The organism is Leifsonia psychrotolerans (assembly GCF_013410665.1).
Taxonomy (GTDB): domain Bacteria; phylum Actinomycetota; class Actinomycetes; order Actinomycetales; family Microbacteriaceae; genus Cryobacterium; species Cryobacterium psychrotolerans_A.
Window position 1 is genome coordinate 2,131,282 of record NZ_JACCFM010000001.1, and the last position, 22,704, is coordinate 2,153,985.

17 protein-coding genes are annotated in these 22,704 nt (G+C 62.1%); 8 read left to right on the forward strand and 9 right to left on the reverse strand.

Annotated features, from left to right (window positions below):
* Window positions 1–15: 15 nt before the first annotated feature.
* The 5 genes from HNR05_RS09945 to manA form a co-directional block, all read right to left on the reverse strand.
* A complete protein-coding gene (locus HNR05_RS09945; RefSeq protein ID WP_179578863.1) occupies window positions 16–1,473 on the reverse strand; it encodes a DUF5719 family protein in 1,458 nt (485 codons plus the stop codon).
* Window positions 1,463–4,567, reverse strand: a complete 3,105-nt coding sequence (locus HNR05_RS09950; protein ID WP_179578864.1) for a glycosyltransferase family 2 protein — start codon at window positions 4,565–4,567, stop codon at window positions 1,463–1,465. The genes HNR05_RS09945 and HNR05_RS09950 overlap by 11 nt, the downstream gene beginning before the upstream one ends.
* A 124-nt stretch (window positions 4,568–4,691) precedes the next feature.
* Entirely contained in the window at window positions 4,692–5,015 is a 324-nt protein-coding gene (locus tag HNR05_RS09955; RefSeq protein WP_179578865.1) for a WhiB family transcriptional regulator, read from the reverse strand.
* A gap of 144 nt (window positions 5,016–5,159) precedes the next feature.
* A complete protein-coding gene (gene galE / locus HNR05_RS09960; RefSeq protein ID WP_179578866.1) occupies window positions 5,160–6,140 on the reverse strand; it encodes a UDP-glucose 4-epimerase GalE in 981 nt (326 codons plus the stop codon).
* A 108-nt stretch (window positions 6,141–6,248) separates the two neighbouring features.
* Window positions 6,249–7,562: a mannose-6-phosphate isomerase, class I gene (gene manA, locus HNR05_RS09965; protein ID WP_179578867.1), complete on the reverse strand. Its 1,314-nt coding sequence runs from the start codon at window positions 7,560–7,562 to the stop codon at window positions 6,249–6,251.
* 134 nt (window positions 7,563–7,696) lie between these two features.
* Here manA and HNR05_RS09970 point away from each other — a divergent pair, with 134 nt between their 5' ends.
* The 3 genes from HNR05_RS09970 to HNR05_RS09980 all read left to right on the forward strand — a co-directional run bounded on the left by HNR05_RS09970 (window position 7,697) and on the right by HNR05_RS09980 (window position 11,685).
* Window positions 7,697–8,875, forward strand: coding sequence for an acyl-CoA dehydrogenase family protein (locus tag HNR05_RS09970; RefSeq protein WP_179578868.1), 1,179 nt, complete (start codon window positions 7,697–7,699; stop codon window positions 8,873–8,875).
* A 167-nt stretch (window positions 8,876–9,042) separates the two neighbouring features.
* A complete protein-coding gene (locus tag HNR05_RS09975) occupies window positions 9,043–10,347 on the forward strand; it encodes an O-antigen ligase family protein (RefSeq protein WP_179578869.1) in 1,305 nt (434 codons plus the stop codon).
* A 33-nt stretch (window positions 10,348–10,380) separates the two neighbouring features.
* On the forward strand, window positions 10,381–11,685 hold the full coding sequence (locus tag HNR05_RS09980; protein ID WP_179578870.1) for an O-antigen ligase family protein: 1,305 nt from the start codon (window positions 10,381–10,383) through the stop codon (window positions 11,683–11,685).
* A gap of 21 nt (window positions 11,686–11,706) precedes the next feature.
* Here HNR05_RS09980 and HNR05_RS09985 read toward each other — a convergent pair whose 3' ends face one another.
* Complete coding sequence (locus HNR05_RS09985; RefSeq protein ID WP_179578871.1) at window positions 11,707–12,735, reverse strand: LCP family protein; 1,029 nt, start codon at window positions 12,733–12,735, stop codon at window positions 11,707–11,709.
* A gap of 140 nt (window positions 12,736–12,875) precedes the next feature.
* Entirely contained in the window at window positions 12,876–13,574 is a 699-nt protein-coding gene (locus tag HNR05_RS17775) for an acyl-ACP--UDP-N- acetylglucosamine O-acyltransferase (RefSeq protein WP_179578872.1), read from the reverse strand.
* Between the two features lie 58 nt (window positions 13,575–13,632).
* On the opposite strand from HNR05_RS17775, the gene HNR05_RS09995 reads away from it, so the two are divergent.
* From HNR05_RS09995 to HNR05_RS10015, 5 genes are all read left to right on the forward strand, one after another.
* The gene (locus tag HNR05_RS09995) at window positions 13,633–14,787 is read left to right on the forward strand and encodes a DegT/DnrJ/EryC1/StrS family aminotransferase (protein WP_246318381.1); all 1,155 of its coding nucleotides are present in this window, start codon (window positions 13,633–13,635) and stop codon (window positions 14,785–14,787) included.
* Between the two features lie 3 nt (window positions 14,788–14,790).
* A complete protein-coding gene (locus HNR05_RS10000; RefSeq protein ID WP_179578873.1) occupies window positions 14,791–15,753 on the forward strand; it encodes a Gfo/Idh/MocA family protein in 963 nt (320 codons plus the stop codon).
* A 37-nt stretch (window positions 15,754–15,790) separates the two neighbouring features.
* Complete coding sequence (locus HNR05_RS10005) at window positions 15,791–16,207, forward strand: GtrA family protein (RefSeq protein ID WP_179578874.1); 417 nt, start codon at window positions 15,791–15,793, stop codon at window positions 16,205–16,207.
* A 2-nt stretch (window positions 16,208–16,209) separates the two neighbouring features.
* The gene (locus HNR05_RS10010) at window positions 16,210–17,169 is read left to right on the forward strand and encodes a glycosyltransferase family 2 protein (RefSeq protein ID WP_343062546.1); all 960 of its coding nucleotides are present in this window, start codon (window positions 16,210–16,212) and stop codon (window positions 17,167–17,169) included.
* A gap of 182 nt (window positions 17,170–17,351) precedes the next feature.
* Window positions 17,352–18,872, forward strand: coding sequence for a DUF2142 domain-containing protein (locus HNR05_RS10015; RefSeq protein WP_179578876.1), 1,521 nt, complete (start codon window positions 17,352–17,354; stop codon window positions 18,870–18,872).
* 199 nt (window positions 18,873–19,071) lie between these two features.
* On the opposite strand, the gene HNR05_RS10020 is transcribed toward HNR05_RS10015, so the two are convergent.
* Both HNR05_RS10020 and HNR05_RS10025 read right to left on the reverse strand, forming a co-directional pair.
* The gene (locus HNR05_RS10020; protein WP_179578877.1) at window positions 19,072–20,070 is read right to left on the reverse strand and encodes a glycosyltransferase family 2 protein; all 999 of its coding nucleotides are present in this window, start codon (window positions 20,068–20,070) and stop codon (window positions 19,072–19,074) included.
* Window positions 20,070–22,556 carry a glycosyltransferase gene (locus HNR05_RS10025; protein ID WP_179578878.1) on the reverse strand — a complete coding sequence of 829 codons (2,487 nt, stop codon included), beginning with the start codon at window positions 22,554–22,556 and terminating at the stop codon, window positions 20,070–20,072. Before HNR05_RS10025 ends, HNR05_RS10020 begins: the two co-directional genes overlap by 1 nt.
* Window positions 22,557–22,704: the final 148 nt, after the last annotated feature.

The window sequence follows — 22,704 nt, forward strand, 5'->3', positions numbered from 1 at the left end:
GGACGCTTGCTGCGATCAACGCAGATAGACCGCAATCGGTGCAGCCGACGGGCCTGCGGGCTGGATCGCGAATGAGGCCAGCTGGCCCGCGCCGCTATAGCCCACGGAGGCCACGGTCTGTGTGCCCCCGCTGACGAACACTGTACCGGTGGTCGAAAGCGGTGTCGCTTGTGCTTGTCCGGCCAACAGATTCACCGTAGTTTCAACGCCCGACTCCAGCGCGACGGTGAGCACCTCATCGGCCGAACCGGTGTTCACCAGGTGGAGCGTCGGCGATGGTCCTGCCGCCGCAGTCACGAGAAATTCACCCCGCAGTGGAGCCGACGCTGCAAACCAGGCGAAGTCCTTGCCCGACGCTCCGGCGACCGACGCCGTCGCGGCCGTGACGATGGGCTGATCCGAATTGAGTTGCACGGCATAGGCGCCTACCGCGAGATCACGAAGCGGAACCTCAGTAGCGATTCCCGGCTGCACCTGCACCTCAATTGACAGGCCAGAGCTTTTCGCGCTTTCGGCAACGACACCAATCTGAACCGTCGCCGTCGTGCTTCCCGTCGCGAGAATGCGCACGCTTGTCGCACCGTCTTGAAGTTCATCGGCTTCGCCGGCGGGGCTGGGGGAACCCGGCGCCGTCACAATCAAGCCCGCGATGTTCTGCACGAGGGCCGGCCCGTTCGTCGCCCCGAGCAGGTCGACTCCGCCCGGCTGGATGCCACGAATCACGCTCTGCTGCAGCGAGGCGAGCACCTGCCCACCCTGGCTCGTCACGTGCACAACCGGCGACTTGAGGTTCGGCGCAAGCCCAGCGAGGGAGATGATGCGCTGCGAGTTCGGCTGAACCAGAATCCCCGTTGAACCAGGGGAATCGACCAGGCCCGTTTCTCCGTACACGCTCAAGGCGACGGTAGCCACAACGGTCGTCGGGTTTGAGAGCAGCACGAGAGAGGTACGTCCGATATCGGTCGATCCGCCCACTAACCAGGAGTCACTCGAAGCCTCACCGCACGCTGTAGCGGCAAAGCCGGCAAGTGATTCTGTGGCTGCCTCTTGGCTCTGGCTTCCCGCAACCAGTGGAGCAACGGTCGTTCCCGGTGCGCTCGGAATCCGGGCGAGCAGCGGCGCACTGTCGGGACCGCCAAGAGTGTTATCAGGCGCGTCGAGGCGCGACGTGTCAGGCGTGATCACTGTCGCGCCGGTGCCGGGCTCGGTCGCGGCCACTGCGGCAGTCGCTTCGCCGATCGACGCCGCGGCTTGAGCTTGGCTTGAATCGTCAGCCAATGACAGAAGCGGTCCGGGGCAGACTCTCATCTGCTCACTCGGCACCGGGATGACTGTTGTCGCTGCCGGGATCCGCTCAAAGACAGGCCATTGCACAAATGCCAGTGAACCGACGACCGCCGCGACGATGCCAGCCCCGACGAGTCCACCGACGGCCCGGGCGCCGACCGCTGCGACGCTGCGCTTAGTGGGCATTGTCGTTCTCCATCAGGTTGGTGCGTTCGGATGAATCAGGATCAGGGTGAGCGGCCGAGTCAGGCGAATCGAGAGCAGGCCCGGGCTCGAGCGCCAGATCAGCGCCCTCGAGGGGGGTCGAGGGCACTGCGTCTGCGGGCACCGCGTCAGTCGGTACTGCGTCGGACGAAGCCGGCTGAGTCTGCACCGCTGCGGGCGCCTTATCGCGCTTCTGCCGCCTCGCCGCTTTGGCTGCTGCCTTCGCTTGACGGCGGATGGCATCGCGGTTGGCTTCCCGCACCGCCTCGCGACCGGCCCCCGTCGGGATCGACAAGAGCAGTGTCGCCCCGAACACGATGACGATGACGAGTAGTGAGAGTTTACGAATCAGCGAGTCGCCCGGGTTGGCGACGGTCTCGTGAGCCGTCGCATCCGCCGCATCAGCCACCTGCCAGAGCTCACCAAAATTGGTCGCGCCGACGGGAACCAATGCGGAATTTCCATCCAGAGAGGTCAACGCTCGTCGCTGCGTCTCGGCGGCAGGAGGAGTCGTCGGTTCAGTCGTTCCGGGCGCACCGGGTGCCACAGCTGCAGGCCGCAACAGCACAAAACGGATGCCGTGATCGATGAGAGGAGTCGCAGTGTCGAGCCCACTTCGCGAGGTGAGGTTTCCGACCAAAGTGGCGAACTCACGGTCCTCGGAACTGAGAGTGAGATCGGTGTTCGCCAGGGTTGATTGGCTGTCGAGAGTCACATCCGCACCGCGGACGATGGTGGCGAACATGGCACCATCGGGTTGGGCAATAAGTTCGAGAGTGCTCACGCGCGGGTCGATTCCCGCCTCTGCTCCCACGAATGCGGGCAGTGTGCGTCCGATGCCCTTGGCCACCGCGCTTGTGCCAAGCGACTGCGCCGCCGCCAGCGGCACCGCAACAATTGCCAGAAGCAGTGTGAGCACAATCGCAGGGGCAAGGGCGAATCGGCCGAGCCCCCGGAGTGCGAAGACCGCTGCCCCGACGAGTCCGAGCCAGTACAGGCTAAGCCCGGAACCGCTCCACAGCGAGACCGGAATCTCCCCGGCGCTGGTCACAAAAACCTGGTTTGCGGCAACGGCAGTGCCGAGTCCGAGCAATGCCGTGAGCAGGGCAAAGCTCGCCCCGCGCGACCCACGCAGGAACAGCGCGACGATCGCCAGAACCGCAAGCGGCGCCAAGACGATCGGAACGATCAACTCGGCGTTCACGCCCGACAGACCAAGATCCTGCAGGATCGAGTTCCAGCCGCCGAATTCCCCGGAGGGAAAACCGAGCAGAAGCTGCCAAACCGAAGGGTTCAGGTGCGCAACCGGCGCGCCGGGATCGGCCAGAAGGCCCACCCAGTTCGCTCGCAGACCCTGATCCCAAATCAGCGGAGCCGCCAGCGCCAGGGCCGGCAGCGGAATTCCGATGAAGCGCATGATTCGACGGCCGCTGATCACGACGCAGATCAGCCATCCGATCAGCAGTGCGGGAGCGAGCGATGGGGCGCAGGCGACGATGGCCGCGAACAGCAACGCCGCCGATGCGGATGCCGACCACGAACGCACTGCTCCGACCCCAGCAACCACGAGCCAGGGAAGCAGAAGGTGCACGATGATCGCGGCCGGACGCCCCTCGGCCAGTGCGGTGAGGAACGGCGGCGCCAGGAACCACAGCACCGCGGCGACGGCGCGCAGGCCGTTTCTCCGCGTGAGCCGCGCAGCGGCCGCCCATGCGCCGAGCGCAGCAGCGGGCAGCGCGATGAAATACAGAAGAACGAGAGCGAAGGACGGCGACCAGAACGTGAGGGAGCCCAGAACGGCGAGCACCGCGGTGAACGGATCGGCGGCCCCTACGAATCCGAGGCCGATATCACGCCAGCCATAGGCCACGTTGTTCCACAGCTCGCCGAGCGTTCCCGACAGCGGAAGCAGTCCCCCGCCAGCCAGTGTTTGAGCACCCAGAAGAGGAGAAAGGACCCCGAGCCCCACGCACGCCGCGATCACCACAACCCAGCCTCCGCCGCCCGAGAAGAAGTCAAGATCAGGCTTCTCACCGCGCGCTGCTGTGATGGTTGCCTCGCGCTTCAGCGCATGGCGCCGGCGCACCACTGCGGATGGCACCCGCAAGGAGGCAAGGGATGCCCATCCCACGGTGCGCGTCTCCGCCAGACGGCGGCGGGAATTGCCAAGACGCATCGGGGCGAATGCCGCGCCGAATGCTGCGGCGAACTCACCGATGATTGCCCCGGGTTCCTTCCGCAGGAGCTGGCCGATCGAGCGCAGAATCGCCAAGGGCACCAACGTGAGCCAGTGGAACGGAAGCGCCCAGGCGGGCGAGTAGACAAGTCGACGATGAAGTTGAGCGGACCGCTCGGCGCGCATCCGCCGGCGCCGCGGCTTTCCGCGTGAGGAGCCGTTGGGGCCGGCCACACCGTCTTCAGCCGTCGCCACGCGCGCCGTTGAGGCCACCGAAACGCGCCATCCAGCCAGTCGGACACGGATGCAGAAGTCAAGAGCATCGTCAACGACAGGCAGTGCGGGGTCGAAACCACCAAGCTTTTCCCACACGGCGTGGCGCACAAGCATGCCACCGGCGCTCACGCCGAGGACATCGCTCATGCCGTCGTACTGCCCCTGATCCAACTCATTCTCAACGAGTGTCACGGTAGCGCCGGAGGGGGTCACTGATTCGCCAAAATCGTGAATGTAGTCGTCGGCGACCCACTCCATGACCTTCGGTCCGGCGACCGCAACCGAGGGAGCGATCTCGAGTTCACCGAGCAGCGCGGCCAACGCTTCGGGGTGCGGGGCACTGTCCTGAGCGAGGAACCAGAGCATCTCGTTATCGCTGGACGGAGACGGCGTCACCCGGACCGCAGCATTGATCGCCTCGCCGAACGTCAGATCTGTCTCGGCCGCCAGGAGATGGGTCGGGCCGAAGACCGCAAGAAGTTCGCCCGTGGCATCCGTTGAGCCGCAGTCGACGGTAATGATGACGTCGGGCTGTCTAGTCTGCTTCGTGAGCGCGTCAAGTGTGCGTTCGAGGTGTTTTTGGCCGTTGCGGGCAACGAGGATGGCGGTGACTCGGGGTTGCATATCGCAATCAGCCTAGGTTGGGTTCTGGCCCCGGGCGACCGGGAGCCACGGCGCGCCTGAAATCAGTGTGAGCCAAACGATGGAAAGGCCTGACCGGATGCGTCCGGACGCCCCGGTCACCCCGCTAGCCCGCGCGCTTGCGCAGTTTGCGGCGTTCGCGCTCGGAGAGGCCCCCCCAAATGCCGAAGCGCTCATCATTCGACAGCGCGTATTCGAGGCATTGGGTCTTTACCTCACAGGAGGAGCAGATCTTCTTCGCGTCTCGAGTCGATCCACCCTTTTCGGGGAAGAATGCCTCGGGATCGGTCTGCGCACACAGGGAATCGGCTTGCCACGACAGAGGATTGTCGTCACCGACCTTGACGGCGCGAACACCGGGCACGCCCAACTGAAGAGGATCGACGAACCAATCATCGGGCACCCCCGAACGATTCTCAGGTATTGCCATACCAAATCCCACCCATCGTTCGAACGCCCATCGATTGAGCGACCCCCTAATTACACCGGTGTAGTTCCCCGTTCGTCAAGTCGCAGATAGTAAACCCTCAATATCGGCTGGAGAGTTGCGACGCGCCCAAGATTAATATTTCGTTCACTCGGAACGAGTTGAAGCCTGATTTCTAGCTGTCCATGCGCTTTGAACCATCTCTTCGAGGGTGTGTCGCATCTGCCATTTGAGGTCGCGGGCCGCATGGTCGCCTGAGGCAACGATACGGTCGGGATCCCCCGCACGGCGCGGCGCGAGAGTGGGTTCGAAGGCGATTCCAGTGACGGTTGCCACCGTCGACATGATTTGGCCAACGGAGACACCGTCACCGCTACCGAGGTTGTAGACCGCCTCAATCGGCTCGCCGGCTTCCATTCTCTGGGCCGCGGCGACATGCGAGATCGCCAGGTCGGCAACGTGGATGTAGTCCCGCACGCAGGTGCCGTCTGGTGTGTTGTAGTCATTTCCGTTGATGCGCGGCGTTCGCCCGTCGACGAGTGCGTCGAAGATAAGCGGAAAGAGGTTGTGGGGGCTGGTGTCGCGAAGTTCCGGGTCACCGGATCCCACGACGTTGAAGTAGCGCAGACTCGTGTGTCGCAGTCCGGTGGCGATTCCTTGATCACGCAGCAACCATTCGCCGATCAGCTTGGTCTCGCCATAGGGCGACTCAGGGCTCTTTGCCGTGCTCTCGGTCACGAGATCGGTGCTCGGGGTGCCGTAAACGGCGGCACTCGAGGAGAAGACGATGTTCTCGACGCCCGCCTCGTGCATGGCCTGCAACAGTGTGACGGTGGCCGATACGTTCTGCTCGTAGGTGTGCATCGGCCGCTGCACCGACACCCCCGCATACTTGAAACCCGCGACGTGCACGACACCGGTGATCGGCACGGAACTCTCGGCGAAGGTACGCCGCAGCAGCGCTGCGTCGAGAATACTACCCTGCACGAACGGCACGCCATCCGGCACGAACGCCGCGTGGCCACTCGACAGATCGTCGATGACGACGACGTCGATGCCCTCGGCAAGAAATGCGCGTACGACGTGAGATCCGATGTAACCGGCTCCTCCTGTGACAAGCCAAGCCATCTGACAATCCTCTGTTTCAGCCGGAGGCCGCGCGCCGCCGAATACATTCAGGCTACCGGCACGGACGCGCACGGACGGATGAAAAAGTGCGAAAAAGCAGGCGAGAGACTAATTCCCGACCGTCGCAAGAAAAACCTCTCCGGCACCCGCAAAGGTGAGCGTGCCCTCGTCGGGCGTGATGAAGACCGATTCGCCGCGCTTCAGCACGACGGATGAGGCGGCGCCGGCCACGAGAAATCCGCCGGCGGTGCAGAGCGCAATCGCAGGCCCGGTGAGAGCGAACTGACGCAGCGGTACCGGGAGCGCGGGAGCAGGAGCGGCCGGAGCCGCGGCGGCGAGCGCAGCATCCGTTCCCGCCTCGATCTGAATCAGTTCGAAGTCGGGTATCTCGGGCGCATACACCGTCACTCCCGGTGTCGAACGCGACGAGGGCATCAACAGGGGCACCGGACCCGGGGTGAAGTCGAGCACCGCAAGCAACTCGTCGACGTCGACGTGTTTCGGGGTGAGACCGCCACGCAGAACATTGTCTGAGGCTGCCATCAATTCGATTCCGAGACCCGAAAGATATGCGTGGATGTTGCCGGCCGGAAGGTAGAGCGCTTCTCCGCGCGTGAGGGAGATCCGGTTCAACAGGAGCGAGAGCACGATGCCCGGATCCCCCGGGTAGGACGCCGCCAGGCTACGCACGGTCTCAAACTCGACAGCGAAGCCGATGTGTGCACCACCCTCGGCCAGGTAGGCGGCGTGCTCGGCGAGCGCCACCACGCGTTCGACCAGCCACGCCACTTCACCGCTGTCGCCACCGCGCCCATCGCGTAACAACCAGTCGACGGCCGCCTGCACACCACCCACGCCGGCGAGACGCGATTCGAGCGCGTCGAGAGCCCCAACCTGTGGGGTGTCGGATGCCGCATCGAGGGCACGCAGTTCGGCCATAATCTGGGCCACCGAGTCCCGGGGTCGAAAGCCGCAGAGCGCCTCAAAGCGCTCGCTCAGCGCGACGATGAGCTCGGGCTTGTGAAATGCATCCCGATAGTTGCGCTCGGGGGCGTCGAGTGGAAGACCCGCAGCGTTCTCACGGTCAAAGCCGTCTCTGGCTTGTCGCATCGACGGATGCGCTTGCAACGAGAGCGGACCGGCCGCAGCGAGGATTTTGAGGAGAAATGGCAGACGCGCGCCGAATGACGCCACCGCGTTCGATCCGAGCGCCTGCTCGGGGTCGGCTGCGATCCAGTCCGCCAGGGTGAGCGCGCCCCCGACCTGGGCAGGATCGATGATCGTGGCCGGCGCCCCGGCGTGCGCCCCGAGCCAGAGTTCGGCCTCGGGTTCCCCCGATGCCGGATACCCGAGCAGCCCCGCGATTGCGGTCGTCGAACCCCACGCGTACGGACGCGGCGAATTAGTGATGCCCACAAACATGGCGTTCTCCGCTCGTGAATCTTTGAGTCCAAGCTACCAACTACTTGGGAAGGCCCGGCGCGCCCGCCTATGCTGACGTCGACTTGACCGACGGCCGCGTTCCGAGTGGCTGCAGCATTCAACGGAGCACAGACATGACATTTGAGCTACTCGGCGGCGATTTCTATGGGTATGCGAACCTGCTGAGCGAGCAGGAAAAGACGGCGCTGTCTGACTTGCGTGACTACCTCGACACCGAGGTTCGGCCGATCGTGAACGACTTTTGGAATCGTGGGGAGTTTCCCTTCGAAGTCGTGAAGCCTTTGGCCGCGCTCGGCGTCTATTCCTTTGGCTGGGATGAGACGAAGCCGTTCGAGAACTCGGCCGTCTTCCGAGGCTTCGTGGCTCTCGAGCTCGCACGAATCGACGCCTCCGTTGCCACATTCCGTGGCGTGCAGGATGGCCTCGCCATGGGCTCGATCTCGGCCACGGGCTCTGTCGAGCAGCGCGCAGAATGGTTGCCGAAGATGGCGAGCGGAGAAATCGTGGGTGCCTTCGGACTCACCGAACCCCTCTCGGGTTCTGACGCGGCGAAGGGTCTGCGCACGACGGCCACGCGTGAGGGAGAGAACTGGACGCTGAATGGTTCTAAGCGGTGGATCGGCAACGCCACGTTCTCGGATGTGACGATCATCTGGGCGAAGGATGTCGCCGACGGTCAGGTCAAGGGTTTCATTGTGCCGACCGATACGGCCGGATATACCGCGACCAAAATCGAAGGAAAAATAAGCCTCCGTTCGGTACAGAACGCCGACATCGTGCTTGAGAACGTGGTCGTTCCCGAGCGCAATCGGCTCCAGAACGCCCACTCCTTCACCGACACCGCGCGCGTGTTGCGTCTAACGCGCGCTGACGTGTCCTGGGCCGCGGTCGGTATCGCGATGGGTGCCTACGAGGCAGCAGTCGCCTATTCGACCTCCCGGGTGCAGTTCGGCAAACCGATCGGCGGCCACCAGCTGGTGCAAGATCTGCTGGTGAAGAGCCTCGGAAACATCACCGCCAGCCTCGGCATGGTGGTGCGGGTATCACAGATGCTCGACGAGGGCACCCAGCGCGACGAGCACTCGGCCCTCGCCAAGTTGTACACGACGTCACGGATGCGCGAGACCGTGGCCTGGTGCCGCGAGCTCTTCGGCGGCAACGGCATCACCCTTGACCACGACGTCGCCCGGTTCTTCTCCGATGCAGAGGCCATCTACTCCTACGAAGGCACCCAGGAGATGAACACGCTCATTGTCGGACGGGCGATCACAGGTCAGGCCGCGTTCGTCTAAGCGTTGCTCAAGCCGCTCCGCTGGTCGAACCCCTCCGCTGGTCGAGCGTGTCGAGACCCGGGGGCGCACACCCGACACTGCCTCACGTGGTCTCAACACGCTCGACCAGCGAATACTGGCCCACCGGGGGCACGGATCGGCAACCGGCCCCGCACTATCCTGAGAAGATGCCCAACGCTCGCAGCCGATTCGCCGTTCGAACCTTTGCGGTGTTTGCGCTCTTCACCCTGCTGGCCGGCCAATTTTGGCGTAACCTTCTCGGCTGGTGGGGGTTCGGTGCCGTTGCGGCTTTCGTATTGATCGGCGCCGTTGTCTTTCTCGTTCGACTGAAGCCCGACTGGTCCTGGCGACGATTCCCGAAGTCGCTCATCGCGTTTCTCGCAGTGGCGGTTCTGTCGATCGCGTGGTCGTTTTACCCGGGGGCGTCGGCCATCGGTGTGACACTGCAGCTGGCGACGACAGTCAGCGCCCTCTTCGTGGCGTTGTGCCTGACCTGGACTGAGTTCGTGCGCACGTTCTCGCTTGCCCTGCGTTGGGTTCTTGGCCTCTCCCTCTTCTTTGAGCTCATCGTCGCCGTGTTCGTGCGGCAACCCGTTCTGCCGTTCTTCGTCGAATATGATCTGCAGAAGATTCCGGATGCCTTCTATTGGTCACTGGGAAAGCTTTTCTCGGGCGGACCGATCGAGGGCATCGTGGCCAACCGAAACATTCTTGGTTTCATTGCGCTGTTAGGCGTGATCGTGTTCGCAGTGCAGCTGGCGGCCGGCACGGTGCGGCGCGGCTGGGGCATGGCCTGGCTGATTCTGGCCATCGGGATGCTCGCGCTCACCCGATCGGCAACCGTGACGATTGCGGCCCTGGTCGTTGCCCTCGTGCTGCTCTTCGCGCTCTGGGCGCGCCAGGTCGGCCCGCAGGGGCGTCGAGGGGTCTACCTGACGGCTAGCGCATCCGTGATCGTATTCGTGGCCGTGCTTGCGATCTTCTTCTCGAGAATTCTCAACCTGCTCGGCAAGAGTGACGACCTCACGGGCCGCTTCGATATTTGGCGCAGCGTCACAGATTTGGCGGTTCAACGTCCGGTCTTCGGGTGGGGTTGGGTGAGCTACTGGGCACCCTGGGTCGAACCGTTCGCTCACCTGGCCGAACGGAAGGGCGTGGTCTACCTGCAGGCGCACAACGCCTGGCTTGACGTGTGGCTGCAACTGGGGATCGTCGGAGTGCTCGTTTTCGCGGCGCTGGTCGTGTCGACTCTCTGGCGGAGCTGGTTTCTCGCCGTCGACCGCCCGCGCGTTGGCGTCGCGGATACACAGCCCTACTCGGCCTCTTCCCTTCTGCCCCTTCTGCTCATGGCGGCATTACTGGCACAGAGCATGACTGAAAGCCGCATTCTGATCGAGTACGGCTGGGTTGTGCTCGTGGTGTTGGCCGTCGTCACAAAACGGGCGCAAGGGCGCACCGTGCCGATGCCCTGAACCGACAGCGCGAGCCGGTAGCGTAGAACAGCAATGAATCCCCGCGGAAGTTCCCCCACCATCACTGCGGTGCGCCACTCGCTCGAGTCACCTCAGCTGGCGTCGGTACTCACACAGTTGGCGTTGGGCGTCGCGTTTTCCGCCTCGCTGTTGCGCGACCTGATCGGTCTGCCCGGTCTGCGTGGGGCGGTGTTCGCGCTGGTCGTCATTGCGGCGCTCTCGCTGGTGGCGCGAAGACGAACGCTCGGGTGGCATGGCCTGCTTCCGCTGTCTATTCTCATCTTCGTAGCGTGGTGCGCTCTCTCGATCGCCTGGAGCGGATACACCGTTCTGTCACTGGTTGGAGTCGGCGCCCAACTCACCTGGGCCTTTCTCGCGATCTATATTGCGCTCGTGCGCGACACGATTCAGATTCTGCGGGCGACGGGCAACGTATTGCGTGTCCTGCTGGGCGTCTCGCTCGGTCTGGAGGTGCTCTCGGGGCTGCTGCTCGACATGCCGTTCCGCTTCCTGGGCATCGAAGGGAACATTGCTTCGCTCGGGCCAATTCAAGGAATCTTCGGCTCGCGCAATGCGCTGGGCCTCATCGCGTTGGTCGCCGCCGTCACCTTTTCGATCGAGCTGCGTTCCCGATCGGTCACCCGCAACGTCGGAATCGCATCGCTCGTGCTGACCGGCGTCATGTTGCTGCTCACCCGCTCTCCCGTGATTGTGGTCGTCGCACTCTTCGTCGCGATCGCGGCTCTTGCGCTGTACTGGTTGCGGCGTACGCGCGTCGAGATCCGGTGGAGACTTCAGCTCGGCCTGGCTGGCGCAACAGTCGTCGTGGGAGTCATCGCTCTTGTCGCCCGCTCGCGCATTCTCGCGCTCTTGAATGCCGGCAGTGAGTTTGAGGTGCGGTACACCCTGTGGCGAGAAATGTGGCGGCTGACCGGCCTGCATCCGCTCGAGGGCTGGGGCTGGGTGGGTACCTGGCCGCAGTCAGTCACACCATACGGCTGGCTCGATTTCGTCACGAAACACAACCAGACATCGGGGTTGAACGCGTTCATCGACGTCTATCTGCAGGTCGGCCTGGTGGGGTTCATTCTGTTCCTCGCGCTGGTCACGTTGGCTTTCGTCCGGTCGTGGTTGCTCGCGTCGAACAAGCGCCCTCTCGTCTATGTCTGGCCGGCGCTCATCGTGGTGATCCTGCTCGTCATCTCGACCGCCGAGAGCACGGTATTGACCGGCTTTGGCTGGATGCTGTTGGTCGTGTGCGCGGTCAAGGCCGCGCAGGGCATGAGTTGGCGCACCGCCTTGGCCCGGCATCCTCATCAGAACCACGACCACGACTGAGCAGACCCAGACACGGCTGCGTCACTGCATCGTCTGCCGTTCAGGTTGGAAATCTTGGAGCGTGTCGTTCTGAAAGTCATGCTGCACCGTGGAGAGCGTTGCCCAGTCGACATTGACGATGGATTGACCATCGCTTGAGGTTCCGGTCCCCTGCGTCGGCATCGTGAAGAAGCGCACGCTCTGTGTGTCACGGAGTTCAAGCCCGAGCCCGGCGAGATATTCTGCGGTCAGCCCCTCGTCAACGGCGACGTATGACGTGACCGCGGTGAACAGCGCACTCAGTTTGGGCAGGCTGGTCAGGGTGTCGGCGCTCATGATCTTGTTTGCAATGGCCGTGATCACCAGTTGCTGGTTGCGCACTCGTTGAAAGTCGCCGTCGGCGAAGGCGTAGCGTTCGCGCACGAAGGCGAGCGCCTGCACACCTGTGAGATGCACCGGGCCCTTGGTGAAGTGCTGCCCCTTCAGGTGAATGGGGTCAAAGGCGATTGGATTGTCGACGGTGATACCACCCACGGCATTCGTGAGGGTCTGAAAACCGGCGAAGTCGACGACGGCGACATGATCGATGCGCGTGCCCAACAGGCTCTCGACGGTCTGCACGGCAAGCGGCACTCCCCCCCACGACAGCGCGGCGTTGATCTTGGCTTCGCCGTGACCGGGGATCGGGACCCAACTGTCGCGCATGATCGACATGACATTGACCTCGCTACGATCGGCCGATACATGCACGACCATGATGGTGTCGGAGCGTTGACCCTTCAGATTGTTGATCGTGTCGCCGATCGATCCTCGGGTGTCGGAGCCGAGGAGGAGAATGTTCTGCGGGGTGCCGCCGTTCTGTGCCGTCACAGACGGTGCCACGGTTGGCCGTAGCGACGGAGCCGGGAATGCCGAGGGAATCTTCACCAGTTGGGCATCTGCCACACGGCTGATTGTCCAGCCCGCGAAGGCCGCGCCACCGACGATGACCACAAGAACGACACCGGTCAGGATGAAGAAGAGGCGCCAGGGGCGCCGAATGCGGCGTAGCGGAAGAGGAGACAGAGGCATCGGGTAGCCTTTCTGAGCATTGCTCGGGTAGCAACCCCCTCACCCTAACGCTCACCACGCCCCGCGGGGAACGCCGCCGCCAACCCCCATTCGGGGGCCATCACTCGAGGGCGGCCTGCTCGTTCGACTGCACGAGCGAATTAGCGATCGACGTGACGCTCCCAAGCCACGAGCGAGCTTTCGAACCCAGGTATCGTTCTCAAAATCCCTTCGGCTGCACGGGGAGCAGTCCGAAATGCGTCGACCGCTAACGCGATCGATTCAGCCGAGAAACCCGCTCGCTCCATCGCGATTGAGTTACACCCCCGAACGTGCGCCGGATTACCAAATGCCTTTGCGAATGGGAGCACGTTGCGCGTGACGACCGATCCCATGCCCACCATCGATCCTTCCCCCACATATCGACGCTGGTGCACAGAGGCTCCCATTCCCAGATTCGCTCCGGCACCGATGACGACGTGACCGGCGAGCAGCACGCTCGAGGCGAGTGTCGCCCCGTCCTCAATAGTGCAATCGTGCGCGACGTAGCTCTGATTCATGAGAAAGATATTGTCTCCCAGTCGGGTAGTGCCTTGCCACCCCTGGTGGATCTGCACATACTCACGCACGACGTTGCCGCTGCCGATGACAATTCCGTTACCCGAGCTCAGCCGTGACGCTTCCTTCGGGTGCTCCCAACCCCGAACCTCGGGCGGGGCGCCGATAATTGTCCCCGTTCCGAACCAGTTATCGTTCCCTACCGTTACAGGACCGATGATCACTGCGAGCGGGCCAATAGTGTTGCCGCTCCCCAGCACGACGTCGCCGATGAGCTGCGCGGAAGGATGTACTGAGTTCACTGTGTCCCTACTGATACTTGGCGCGCTTCGTCGCAAGGCACTCGCACCATCGGGTAAGTTGGATGCGCGCGCCGTCAAGACTGGCTCCCTAAAATCTAGCTCACGAGGTCGAATGATTCCCATTACAACCGTCAAGTTTGGCCACGAAGAAGAACAGCTCGTTCTAGAGGTTCTTCGATCGGGCTCGATCGCACAAGGCCCCAAGGTTGCGCAGCTTGAGAAGCGATTCGCTGAGTTGTTCAACGTACCTCATGCGATCGCAGTCAATAATGGCACAACGGCCCTTGTCGCTGCGCTGCAGGTTCTTGACTTGAAGCCCGGCGACGAAGTGATAACCAGCCCGTTCACGTTTGTAGCGACACTGAATGCGATTCTGGAAGCCGGAGCTACCGCAACGTTTGCCGACATTCGGGACGACGACTTCAACATCGACCCTCAGTCAGTCGCGGAGCGCATTACTGACCGCACGAAGGTCCTCTTGCCTGTGCACTTGTATGGCCAAATGGCCGACATGACCCCACTCGCCGGCCTCGCTGCAACGCACGACCTCCGGATCCTTGAAGACGCTGCGCAGTCTCATGGCGCCACCTATGACGGACGCCATGCGGGGAGCTACGGTCTCGGTACTTTCTCTCTCTATGCGACAAAAAACATCACGACGGGTGAAGGTGGTCTCATCACCACTGATGACGCGGTGCTCGCCGATCGCCTACGTGTTCTTCGCAACCAAGGCATGCGCGCCCGCTACGTCTATGAGATGGCTGGTAACAACTACCGTCTGACAGATCTCCAGGCCGCGATTGGCATTCCGCAGTTGGAGCGTTATGAGTCGATTGTTACGGCACGACGCCGGAATGCCGACAGGTTGATTGAGGGCCTGTCCGACGTTCCGGGCATCGTTGTTCCTCGCGAACTTGAAGGCCGCGGCCATGTGTGGCACCAGTTCACGATTCGTGTGACAGAGGAAGCCGGGATTTCACGCGACACGTTGGTTGAGGAACTCACCGCCCGTGGGATCGGCTCAGGAATCTACTACCCGAAGCTGGTCTTCGACTACGACGCGTACCGCACGCATCCTCGCGTTGCCATCTCCGACGTGCCAGTCGCCGCACGAATCGTCACTGAGGTTGTGTCGTTGCCTGTTCACACCGCTCTGTCCGATTCCGACCTGACTGAAATCATCTCTGCAGTTCGTACAGCGGCAGGGGCCTAGGCAATGACCAGTCGTACACGAGTTGTCCTTGTTGGCGCCGGCAATATGGGCACCAATCATGCTCGGGTTATATCTCAGTCAGACCGGGCTGAACTCGCTTTTCTCGTTGACCCACGCGAAGATGTCGGTCGCGCAGCTGCCGCACGCTTCGGAACGACATGGGTTCCGGAACTCCCCGATCTGGCCGACTGCGACGCCGTTGTCGTTGCCGCGGCGACTGAGGCCCACCATGACCTCGCTATGCGAGTACTTTCTCAGAATCGCCCGCTGCTCATCGAAAAGCCAGTCGCTGACAGCCTGCTGCGCACACGGGAGATTCTCGATGAGGCAGATGCACGCGATCTCCCGCTCATGTGCGGTCTTCTCGAAAGATATAACCCCGCTGTGATGACGGCGCGCTCAGTACTCGACAACCCGATGCATGTGGTCGCCACGCGTCACTCACCGTACGCTCCTCGCATTCGCACCGGAGTTGCATGGGATCTACTCGTACATGATGTCGACCTCGCGATCAACATCATCGGCTCGGCCCCGACCCAAGTCCATGCGCAGCTTGGCTTCTTTCATCGTGACTCGGCCCCGTTCGCCGAGGATGTCGCGGAAACAGTGCTCGGCTTCGAGAACGGTGCAATCGCTAGCGTGTCGGCTAGCCGAATTGGCCAGCGCAAGATTCGCCAGCTTTCAATCTATGAGGCTGACCGACTTATCGAAGTAGACCTTCTTCGACGAGACGTGGTGATATATCGCCACATCTCCGAGAATTCCGTTGACGACGGTCGCGGGTATCGCCAGCAAACCGTCATCGAGATTCCTGAACTACTGACCGCTCAGGAACCGCTCACGTCACAGTTCTCGCGGTTCCTCGACATTATCGACGGCGCTGTTGATGCGGCGGCCGAGCGCGCGACCATTGCTCCGTCTCATGAAGTGATCGATCAAGTTATCTCACGGAAGTCAGTCGCCTGACGTGCTAACGTCCGGCGATGCCAGTAGAAAAAGGACAGTGCGTCCGACTCGGCTCGGAAAGTTTCTGCAGCACTCTTCGATTCGGTATCTCATCGCCGGAGGGGTCGCCTTCCTTTTCGACATCGGCTTGCTCGCCCTCTTCAAGAACGTGTTTGATTGGCCGCTGTGGCTCGCAACCGGACTTGCCTTTCTGGCGAGCTTTTTCTTCACCTATACGATCCAACGCTTCTTCTCTTTTGAGTCGAGTGCTCCGCACGGAGCTGCTCTCGTCAAATACGCGGCACTCGTCGCGATCAACACCCTTGCAACTGTGGCAGTTGTAACGTGGATCAGCCCAACGGCACTCGGGTGGATCGGTGGCAAAGTCGTTGCGACCGGGGCGTCAACGGTGTGGAACTACTTCGCCTATCGTTACTGGGTGTTCAATTCAACTTACTCAAGCAAGAAGGACTAGACGTGTACCGAGGCGCTCGCATTGCGGCAGTCGTACCAGCATATAAAGAAGAGAAAATGATCGCCACGGTCATTGAGACAATGCCTGAGTATGTGGATCACATCATCATTGTTGACGATTGCAGCCCGGACGACACGAGCGATGCCGTCAGGCGGACTACCGACGACCGAGTCACGCTCATTCGGCATCAGGTCAATCAAGGCGTCGGAGGGGCAATCGTCACCGGACACAAGGCCGCCATGGAGCTCGGCGCCGACGTGAACGTGATCATGGCTGGAGACGCTCAGATGGATCCGAAGCATCTGCCGCCGCTCCTCGACAGGGTGACTCGCGATGGTTATGGCTTCGCGAAGGCGAACCGGTTTTTCGCACCAGAGTCGTTTGAGGGTATGCCCAAATACCGCATTTTTGGGAACATTGTCCTCTCCTTTATGACCAAGCTTGCCTCCGGCTATTGGAACCTCTTCGACCCGCAGAACGGTTATACCGCAGTTCGCACCGAGGTTCTGCGCAGAGTCCCTCTGGACCGAGTGTCACGACGCTATAGCTTCGAGAACGATCTGCTCATTCATCTGAACATCTTGCAGGTTGGCGCTGTTGATGTCCCGATTCCGGCTGTGTACGGAACAGAAGTTTCCAGCATCCGGCTGGGCAAGGTCATTCCTGAACTCCTCGATCTACTTTTTCGAGGCTTCTGGCGCCGCATTTGGTACCGCTACGTACTGTGGTCGTTCTCGCCCATCGCTCTTCTGCTTCTGCTCGGCATGGTTTTGTTCGGTGTCGGCCTCGGTATCGCAATTTGGGTGTGCTTCCAACTTGCGAGCTCGGTTGTTGCTACAGCAGCAACTGTCATGTTGGCGGCGCTCCCCCTCATGCTCGGAAGTCAACTCCTGATCAGCGCGCTTCAATTGGACATCCAAGCGAGCCCTACTGAACCCACGTTTGCGCCGTTTGAGGTTTAACGCAGGAAGCCGGCTCTTGATGGCCGGCGAAGGGCATTCTTCACTCTGCGCGGAGCGCACATCAACAAAAGGAATAACGAGAGAATGAACATCGCGCCCCTCGCGCCGCTCGAAAGCGAACTTCCGCGTGCACGGAACGAACAACTCGCCACCGCGGCGAGCGACGGGTTAGGACGTCAGGAATGAAGTCGCTTGCTCGTGTAATTCGTGAACGAATCTTCCTGACTTTCGTGGTCATCTGGGCCGGAATTTCGATGGCCTCAGTCGCGTGGGCCATGGCGACGCCGATGGGCGCCAGCCCCGACGAACCGGCACACATCGTCAAGGCGGCCTCCGTCGTGCGAGGCCAGTTCATCGGTGATTCGACGGATCAACCTGCCGTCACCACGGTGATGGTCCCGGAGGGCTTGGCGGATTCCCGGGCCTGGGCCTGCTATGCGTTCCAAGCAAATCAAACAGCGGGGTGCCAGCCTCCGTTCGTGTCAAACGACAAATTGGTCCCGGCTCGGACATCCGCCGGCATGTACAACCCTGTCTACTACGCCGTTGTCGGGTGGCCGTCGGTACTGACAGACAATCCGCGTGTAGCTGTCTATGGGATGCGCACTATCAGCGCGATCCTCAGCTCATTCTTTTTCGCAGTCGCAATGACTGCGATGTTGGCGTTTCGACGGCCGCTCATCGCTGGCTTTGCGACGATCGCGATCATCACACCCATGGTGCTCTTCCTCATGGGATCGGTGAACCCAAACGCACTTGAGATTTCGGCTGGCGCCGCGCTCCTTTCGCTCCTTCTGCTTCTTGTCAGGGGCCCGCGAATTCGGCATCAACGACTTGCGCTGGTCAGTCTGAGTGCTGCCGGTGTTCTCCTCGCCAGCTCACGAGGGCTGTCCCCGGCGTGGATGTTGATGATTGCCGTCGTGGCGATCATCGCAGCGCCCTGGCCCCGACTGCGCGAACTACTCCGACTCCCTCGAGTGTGGGCCTCACTTGCGACGATGGGGGCAGGTGTTCTCTTCGCGACATGGTGGATTCTTCAGACAAGCACGTTGTCAAAGATGGGCTCATTTGCTGGTTCCGAAATATCGCCGGCCAAAGCCTTCGTCACAATGCTGGTCGATAGATCGTTCGATCCGGGTTTGATCGGTGTCTTCGGTTGGCTCGACACGTTGTCGCCCACCGTGGTCTATGCAATTTGGTCGTTCCTTGCAGTCTCGATAGTGGTGGCTGCATTCATTGTTGGCCGGGGGCGCCCGCTCGTCGCTCTCGCTGTCAGCTTCGCTGGCTTCATGCTGCTTCCTGCCGCATTCCAAGCGGTATCAATCTCGAACTCCGGCTACATCTGGCAGGGTCGCTACACGTTGATCGCGTACGCCTGCGCCATAGTGATGGCATTCGTCACGCTGGCGGCAGCGCCGTCGAATATGGTTGTTCTGCCGCGACAGAATGCCATGCGTGGCACCCTCATTGTCGGAGGCTTGGCGATTGCCGCGCACGCATTCGCCCTCGTGTGGGTCATCAAACGATACGCAGTCGGGGTCGGTGGCTCGTGGGGGTCCTTTATCAAGATTCCGCAGTGGGCCCCACCGGGTGGCACGGTACCGTGGCTCCTCGCCGTGACAGTCGGGATGGCACTCGTTGTCTTCGTGTGGAGCGCGTGGAGCGTGCGTTCGCCTGAGAAGGTTCCAGCGCTGACGAACTGATCCGAGCGTTTCTGAAGCATTCTTCGTTCGATGATGGCCCGCACCGCCGCATTATGAAACGCCCCCGTGTTGCGCGGCAGTAATAGCGTGCCGCGTTCGGCTCGCGCACCCGCAACGGCCTAGTTGTGTTCCTGGTGCCCCTTCGAGCGCAATTCTTCGGGTGCGTTGACCTGCGTAGACCCCAGACGAACGCTCGCGCTCAGGCGGGCTGAAGCAGGTCGCGCAGAACATCGGTGCTGCCCTGGCTCGCGAAGCGCGTGTAGTCGCCGGTCGTCGCGCGCTTCAGCACGGGAAGAAGGCGACGGATGCGCGCACCGGGCAATTCTGCACGGAACCTCTCGAATGCAGCCTTGCCCCGCGCCGCCTGCACGAGGTCATCGTCAAGCTGCAACTCTTCGAAGCGCTGCTGCAGAACCCGTGAGCGCACAGCGAGAAGGCGGTTGCGATCACCCCGTGGCATGAGCACCCGTTTGACCTTGTTGGCCAGGCTCGGTTCACGCACACCGATCTCGTTGTTACCGTGTTGCCGGTAGTCAATCACCTCGCGGTCGATCAGATCGACGCCGTTCGTCGCGGCGGCGATAACGGCAAGCCACTCATCGTGGATCCACTCGGTCGGAAACGGTAGCGCGCGCTTCAGGAGGCTGCGTCGGAACAATACCGTCGCGCCCGTGACGACGTTGCGGCGCAGTAATACGTCGAATGCGTGGCCCTGATGCACGGCCGCGCGCGTCGTCTCGTCGAACTCGAGGGTCTCGAACAGACTCGAGCCCAGCGGAGCGCCGTGCTCGTCAACCAGCCGGGCGTCACCGAACAGCAGCGTCAGATCGCTGCGGCTGTCGAACTCGGCCAGTTGCACTGCCAAACGATCGGCATGCCAGAGATCATCCTGGTCGCTCAGAGCGATGAGATCCTGTGTGCACGCCGCCACCGCACGCTCAAAGTTCTTTGTGACACCGTTGCCGCCAGGGCCCTCAAGGATTCTAATGTCGACGGAATCACCCTGCGAACGGATCTCGGCAGCGATGGCTCGCACGATGTCAACGGTGGCATCTGCCGACCCATCATCGGCGACGACGATCTCGGCGATTCGCGCGCTTTGCGCCAAAATGCTGCGCAACTGGGCTGCGATGAACCGCGCACCGTTGAAGGTGCAGAGTGCGACCGACACCTGTGAAGTCGGGACAGGGTTCTGCATTACCGCAGGCGCCTGATGCGGCTCTGCACCTTCTTGATAACCACCTTCGGGCCACCATTCTTGAGATAGTGCACCAAGAGGCCGGCATCATGGCGAAGGCCATGCTTTTTGCGACGTGCGATCGGGCGACGTGCGCCGCCGGTCGAACCTGCCGTCACGGCGCCGCTTTCGATCAGGTCGGCGGCGTGCTGGGGGTCGGCGACGAAGTCGACCAGCGGAGCCAACACCGTGTTCCAGGCATAGTCCGTGCGCACCCGTTTGATGTTCTTGCGCGTTGTCCGTGCGAACTTCTCGTCAAAAAGCACCTTTTCGAGCGCCGCAGTCAACGCCACGACATCGGTCGGCGGAACGACAATGCCGAGCTTCTCTGTGGCGATGAGTTCGGCGAAGTGGTCGCCCTCTGTCACCACCATCGGCAGTTCAGCCCAGAGGTAGTCGAGGATGCGGGTGCGGAACGAGAACGTGGTCTCAACGTGGGCAAAGTGCGTACTCACACCGGCATCTGCCTCACCCAGGTAGTTGTGGCGGTCGGCGTAGTCGACCCAGGAGGAGTTGAAGAAGACCGAACGATCGAGCACACCGAGTTCTTGGGCCAAGGCGCGGGACTCGGCGACGATGCCCATTTCAGGTACGCCGGGGTGCGGGTGTTTGGTGCCTTGGAAGAACAGACGCACGTTGTCGTGGCTCTCAGACAGCCGGGCCACCGCACGGATGAGGGTCTTGGGGTCGAACCAGTTGTACAGGCCGCCACTCCACAACAGCACCTTGTCGTCGGCCGAGATTCCCGGCAGCACGCCCTTCAAAGCGGGCTTCGAGGAGTCGGGGAAGTCGGGGTTCAGCCCGAACGGGACGACACTGATGAGTCCGGTCAGGTCGGGATCCGTCGCGTAGTTGGCCGGATTGACTCGGCCCAGAGCCGCCAGCTGGCCGAGGTAGAAGTGGCGTTGGCGTTCCGACGCGCAGAGAAAGTAATCCCCGCGCAGGAGCTGCTCGTTGAGAACCTCTGTCGCGTCGACAACCTGCTTGTTCCACTGCGCAGCGCCCTGTTCACGACCCTGCTCGAGCTGCTCAAGGTGCATCGGGTCGTAAATGTCGGCGACGATGATCTTGTCTGAGCGGCGGATGCTGTCAAACAATGCCATGGCCAAGCCCTGGAACACGATGACATCGGTCTCACGCTCAAGCCTGCTCATGGCCCGGTCGTCGCCCGGGTGCACGTGCACGATGTCGAACGGTGCTGAGATCGGCTCCGTGCCCGCCAGCGTGACCAGGGTGACCTCGTTGTCGACAGAGAGTGCCTCGGCCATGTTCCAGGCTCGAATCGCTGGACCGGCCATCTTCGCACCGATCGGATCACCCGTAATGACGAGTACCCGTGTCACGGCCGGAGTTTCAGTCACACCAAATGCTGTGGCGATTTTGTCGTATCCCTCGAGGTAGTGCTCCGATTGGTACGACGGAGCATCGGTTTCACCGAACAGGCTCCACAGTCGATTGTCCGAAATGATGCGGGTGGACTGGATCTCATTGCGTGAAGCGAGCAATGACGGCAGGTGCTCGACGAACTGGTCGATAGCATACACACCTGCCAGGGTGTCTTTTGCAACCTCCATGGTCGGGCCGTTGTCGGCGCCCTTGCGCAGGTCGAACTCGGTGGAGTCAAGCTTCCCCCGGGCGACAGCACGCCGCACTGTGAGGGCGAGCGTGGCCGGCAGCGCCTGCGCGAGCGCTTCGTCGCCGAGGTTCTTATATTGGGTGAAGAGTGCGTTGCGCTCGAGCAGGTAGCTTTCTTTGAACGCACCGAATGAGCTCATCGACGCGTGATGCTTGTGGAACGCCAGCGAGGCTGGCTCATAGACATAGCGCCAGCCGCGGAGGTTGAGCCGCCAGCCGAGATCGACGTCCTCGAAGAACATGAAAAAGCGCTCGTCAAAGCCGCCGAGCGCGTCGTACACCGAGCGGCGAACGAACATGGCCGAGCCGGTTCCGAAGAGAACGTCGTGCACGCGGTCGGGCTCCGACGGGACAGGCTGTGCCGTGAGCGGCTTGTAGCCTTGCCCGAACCAGGTCATAGCCGAACCGATGTAGTCCACGAGGTTGCCATCCCAATCGAGAACACGGCTCGCCACCGCGCCGATGGCCGGACTCTCGGCGAAGCGTTCGACGGCCGCGCGCACCCAGGCGGCATCCGGCTTGGCATCGTTGTTCAGGAAGGCGATGAACTCGCCCGACGAGGCCTTGACTCCGAGATTGCAGCCGCCGGCGAAGCCAAGGTTCTTCTTCGATTCGATCAGTCGAACGTGCGGGGCAGCGGCACGGATTCGGTCAGCGCTATCGTCACCAGAAGCGTTCTCGACGACCACGATTTCAAGCAAGTCGACCGGCCAGTCAAGCTTGCCGAGTTTGTCGATGGCTTCGATGGTGTCGTCGGTCCCCCGGAAGTTCACGAGTACAACGGAGACGACACCAGGACGGAGCTGAGGCATGCGAGCCTTTCTATCGGAAACGGCACCTTCAAGCCTACCAACCCCAATCCCTCAGAACCTGCGTGGTGCGGGTCGGCCGTGGGCTGTCAGCGCAACGCTCTCGCCGACTCAGAAGTCACGTGCAGCCGCCGCCAATGCACAGACCGCT

Coding starts and splice junctions, on each gene's coding strand:
- HNR05_RS09945 (WP_179578863.1), bottom strand. CDS start 1,473: ATGCCCACTAAGCGCAGCGTCGCAGCGGTCGGCGCCCGGGCCGTCGGT.
- HNR05_RS09950 (WP_179578864.1), bottom strand. CDS start 4,567: ATGCAACCCCGAGTCACCGCCATCCTCGTTGCCCGCAACGGCCAAAAA.
- HNR05_RS09955 (WP_179578865.1), bottom strand. CDS start 5,015: ATGGCAATACCTGAGAATCGTTCGGGGGTGCCCGATGATTGGTTCGTC.
- galE (WP_179578866.1), bottom strand. CDS start 6,140: ATGGCTTGGCTTGTCACAGGAGGAGCCGGTTACATCGGATCTCACGTC.
- manA (WP_179578867.1), bottom strand. CDS start 7,562: ATGTTTGTGGGCATCACTAATTCGCCGCGTCCGTACGCGTGGGGTTCG.
- HNR05_RS09970 (WP_179578868.1), top strand. CDS start 7,697: ATGACATTTGAGCTACTCGGCGGCGATTTCTATGGGTATGCGAACCTG.
- HNR05_RS09975 (WP_179578869.1), top strand. CDS start 9,043: ATGCCCAACGCTCGCAGCCGATTCGCCGTTCGAACCTTTGCGGTGTTT.
- HNR05_RS09980 (WP_179578870.1), top strand. CDS start 10,381: ATGAATCCCCGCGGAAGTTCCCCCACCATCACTGCGGTGCGCCACTCG.
- HNR05_RS09985 (WP_179578871.1), bottom strand. CDS start 12,735: ATGCCTCTGTCTCCTCTTCCGCTACGCCGCATTCGGCGCCCCTGGCGC.
- HNR05_RS10000 (WP_179578873.1), top strand. CDS start 14,791: ATGACCAGTCGTACACGAGTTGTCCTTGTTGGCGCCGGCAATATGGGC.
- HNR05_RS10015 (WP_179578876.1), top strand. CDS start 17,352: ATGAAGTCGCTTGCTCGTGTAATTCGTGAACGAATCTTCCTGACTTTC.
- HNR05_RS10020 (WP_179578877.1), bottom strand. CDS start 20,070: ATGCAGAACCCTGTCCCGACTTCACAGGTGTCGGTCGCACTCTGCACC.
- HNR05_RS10025 (WP_179578878.1), bottom strand. CDS start 22,556: ATGCCTCAGCTCCGTCCTGGTGTCGTCTCCGTTGTACTCGTGAACTTC.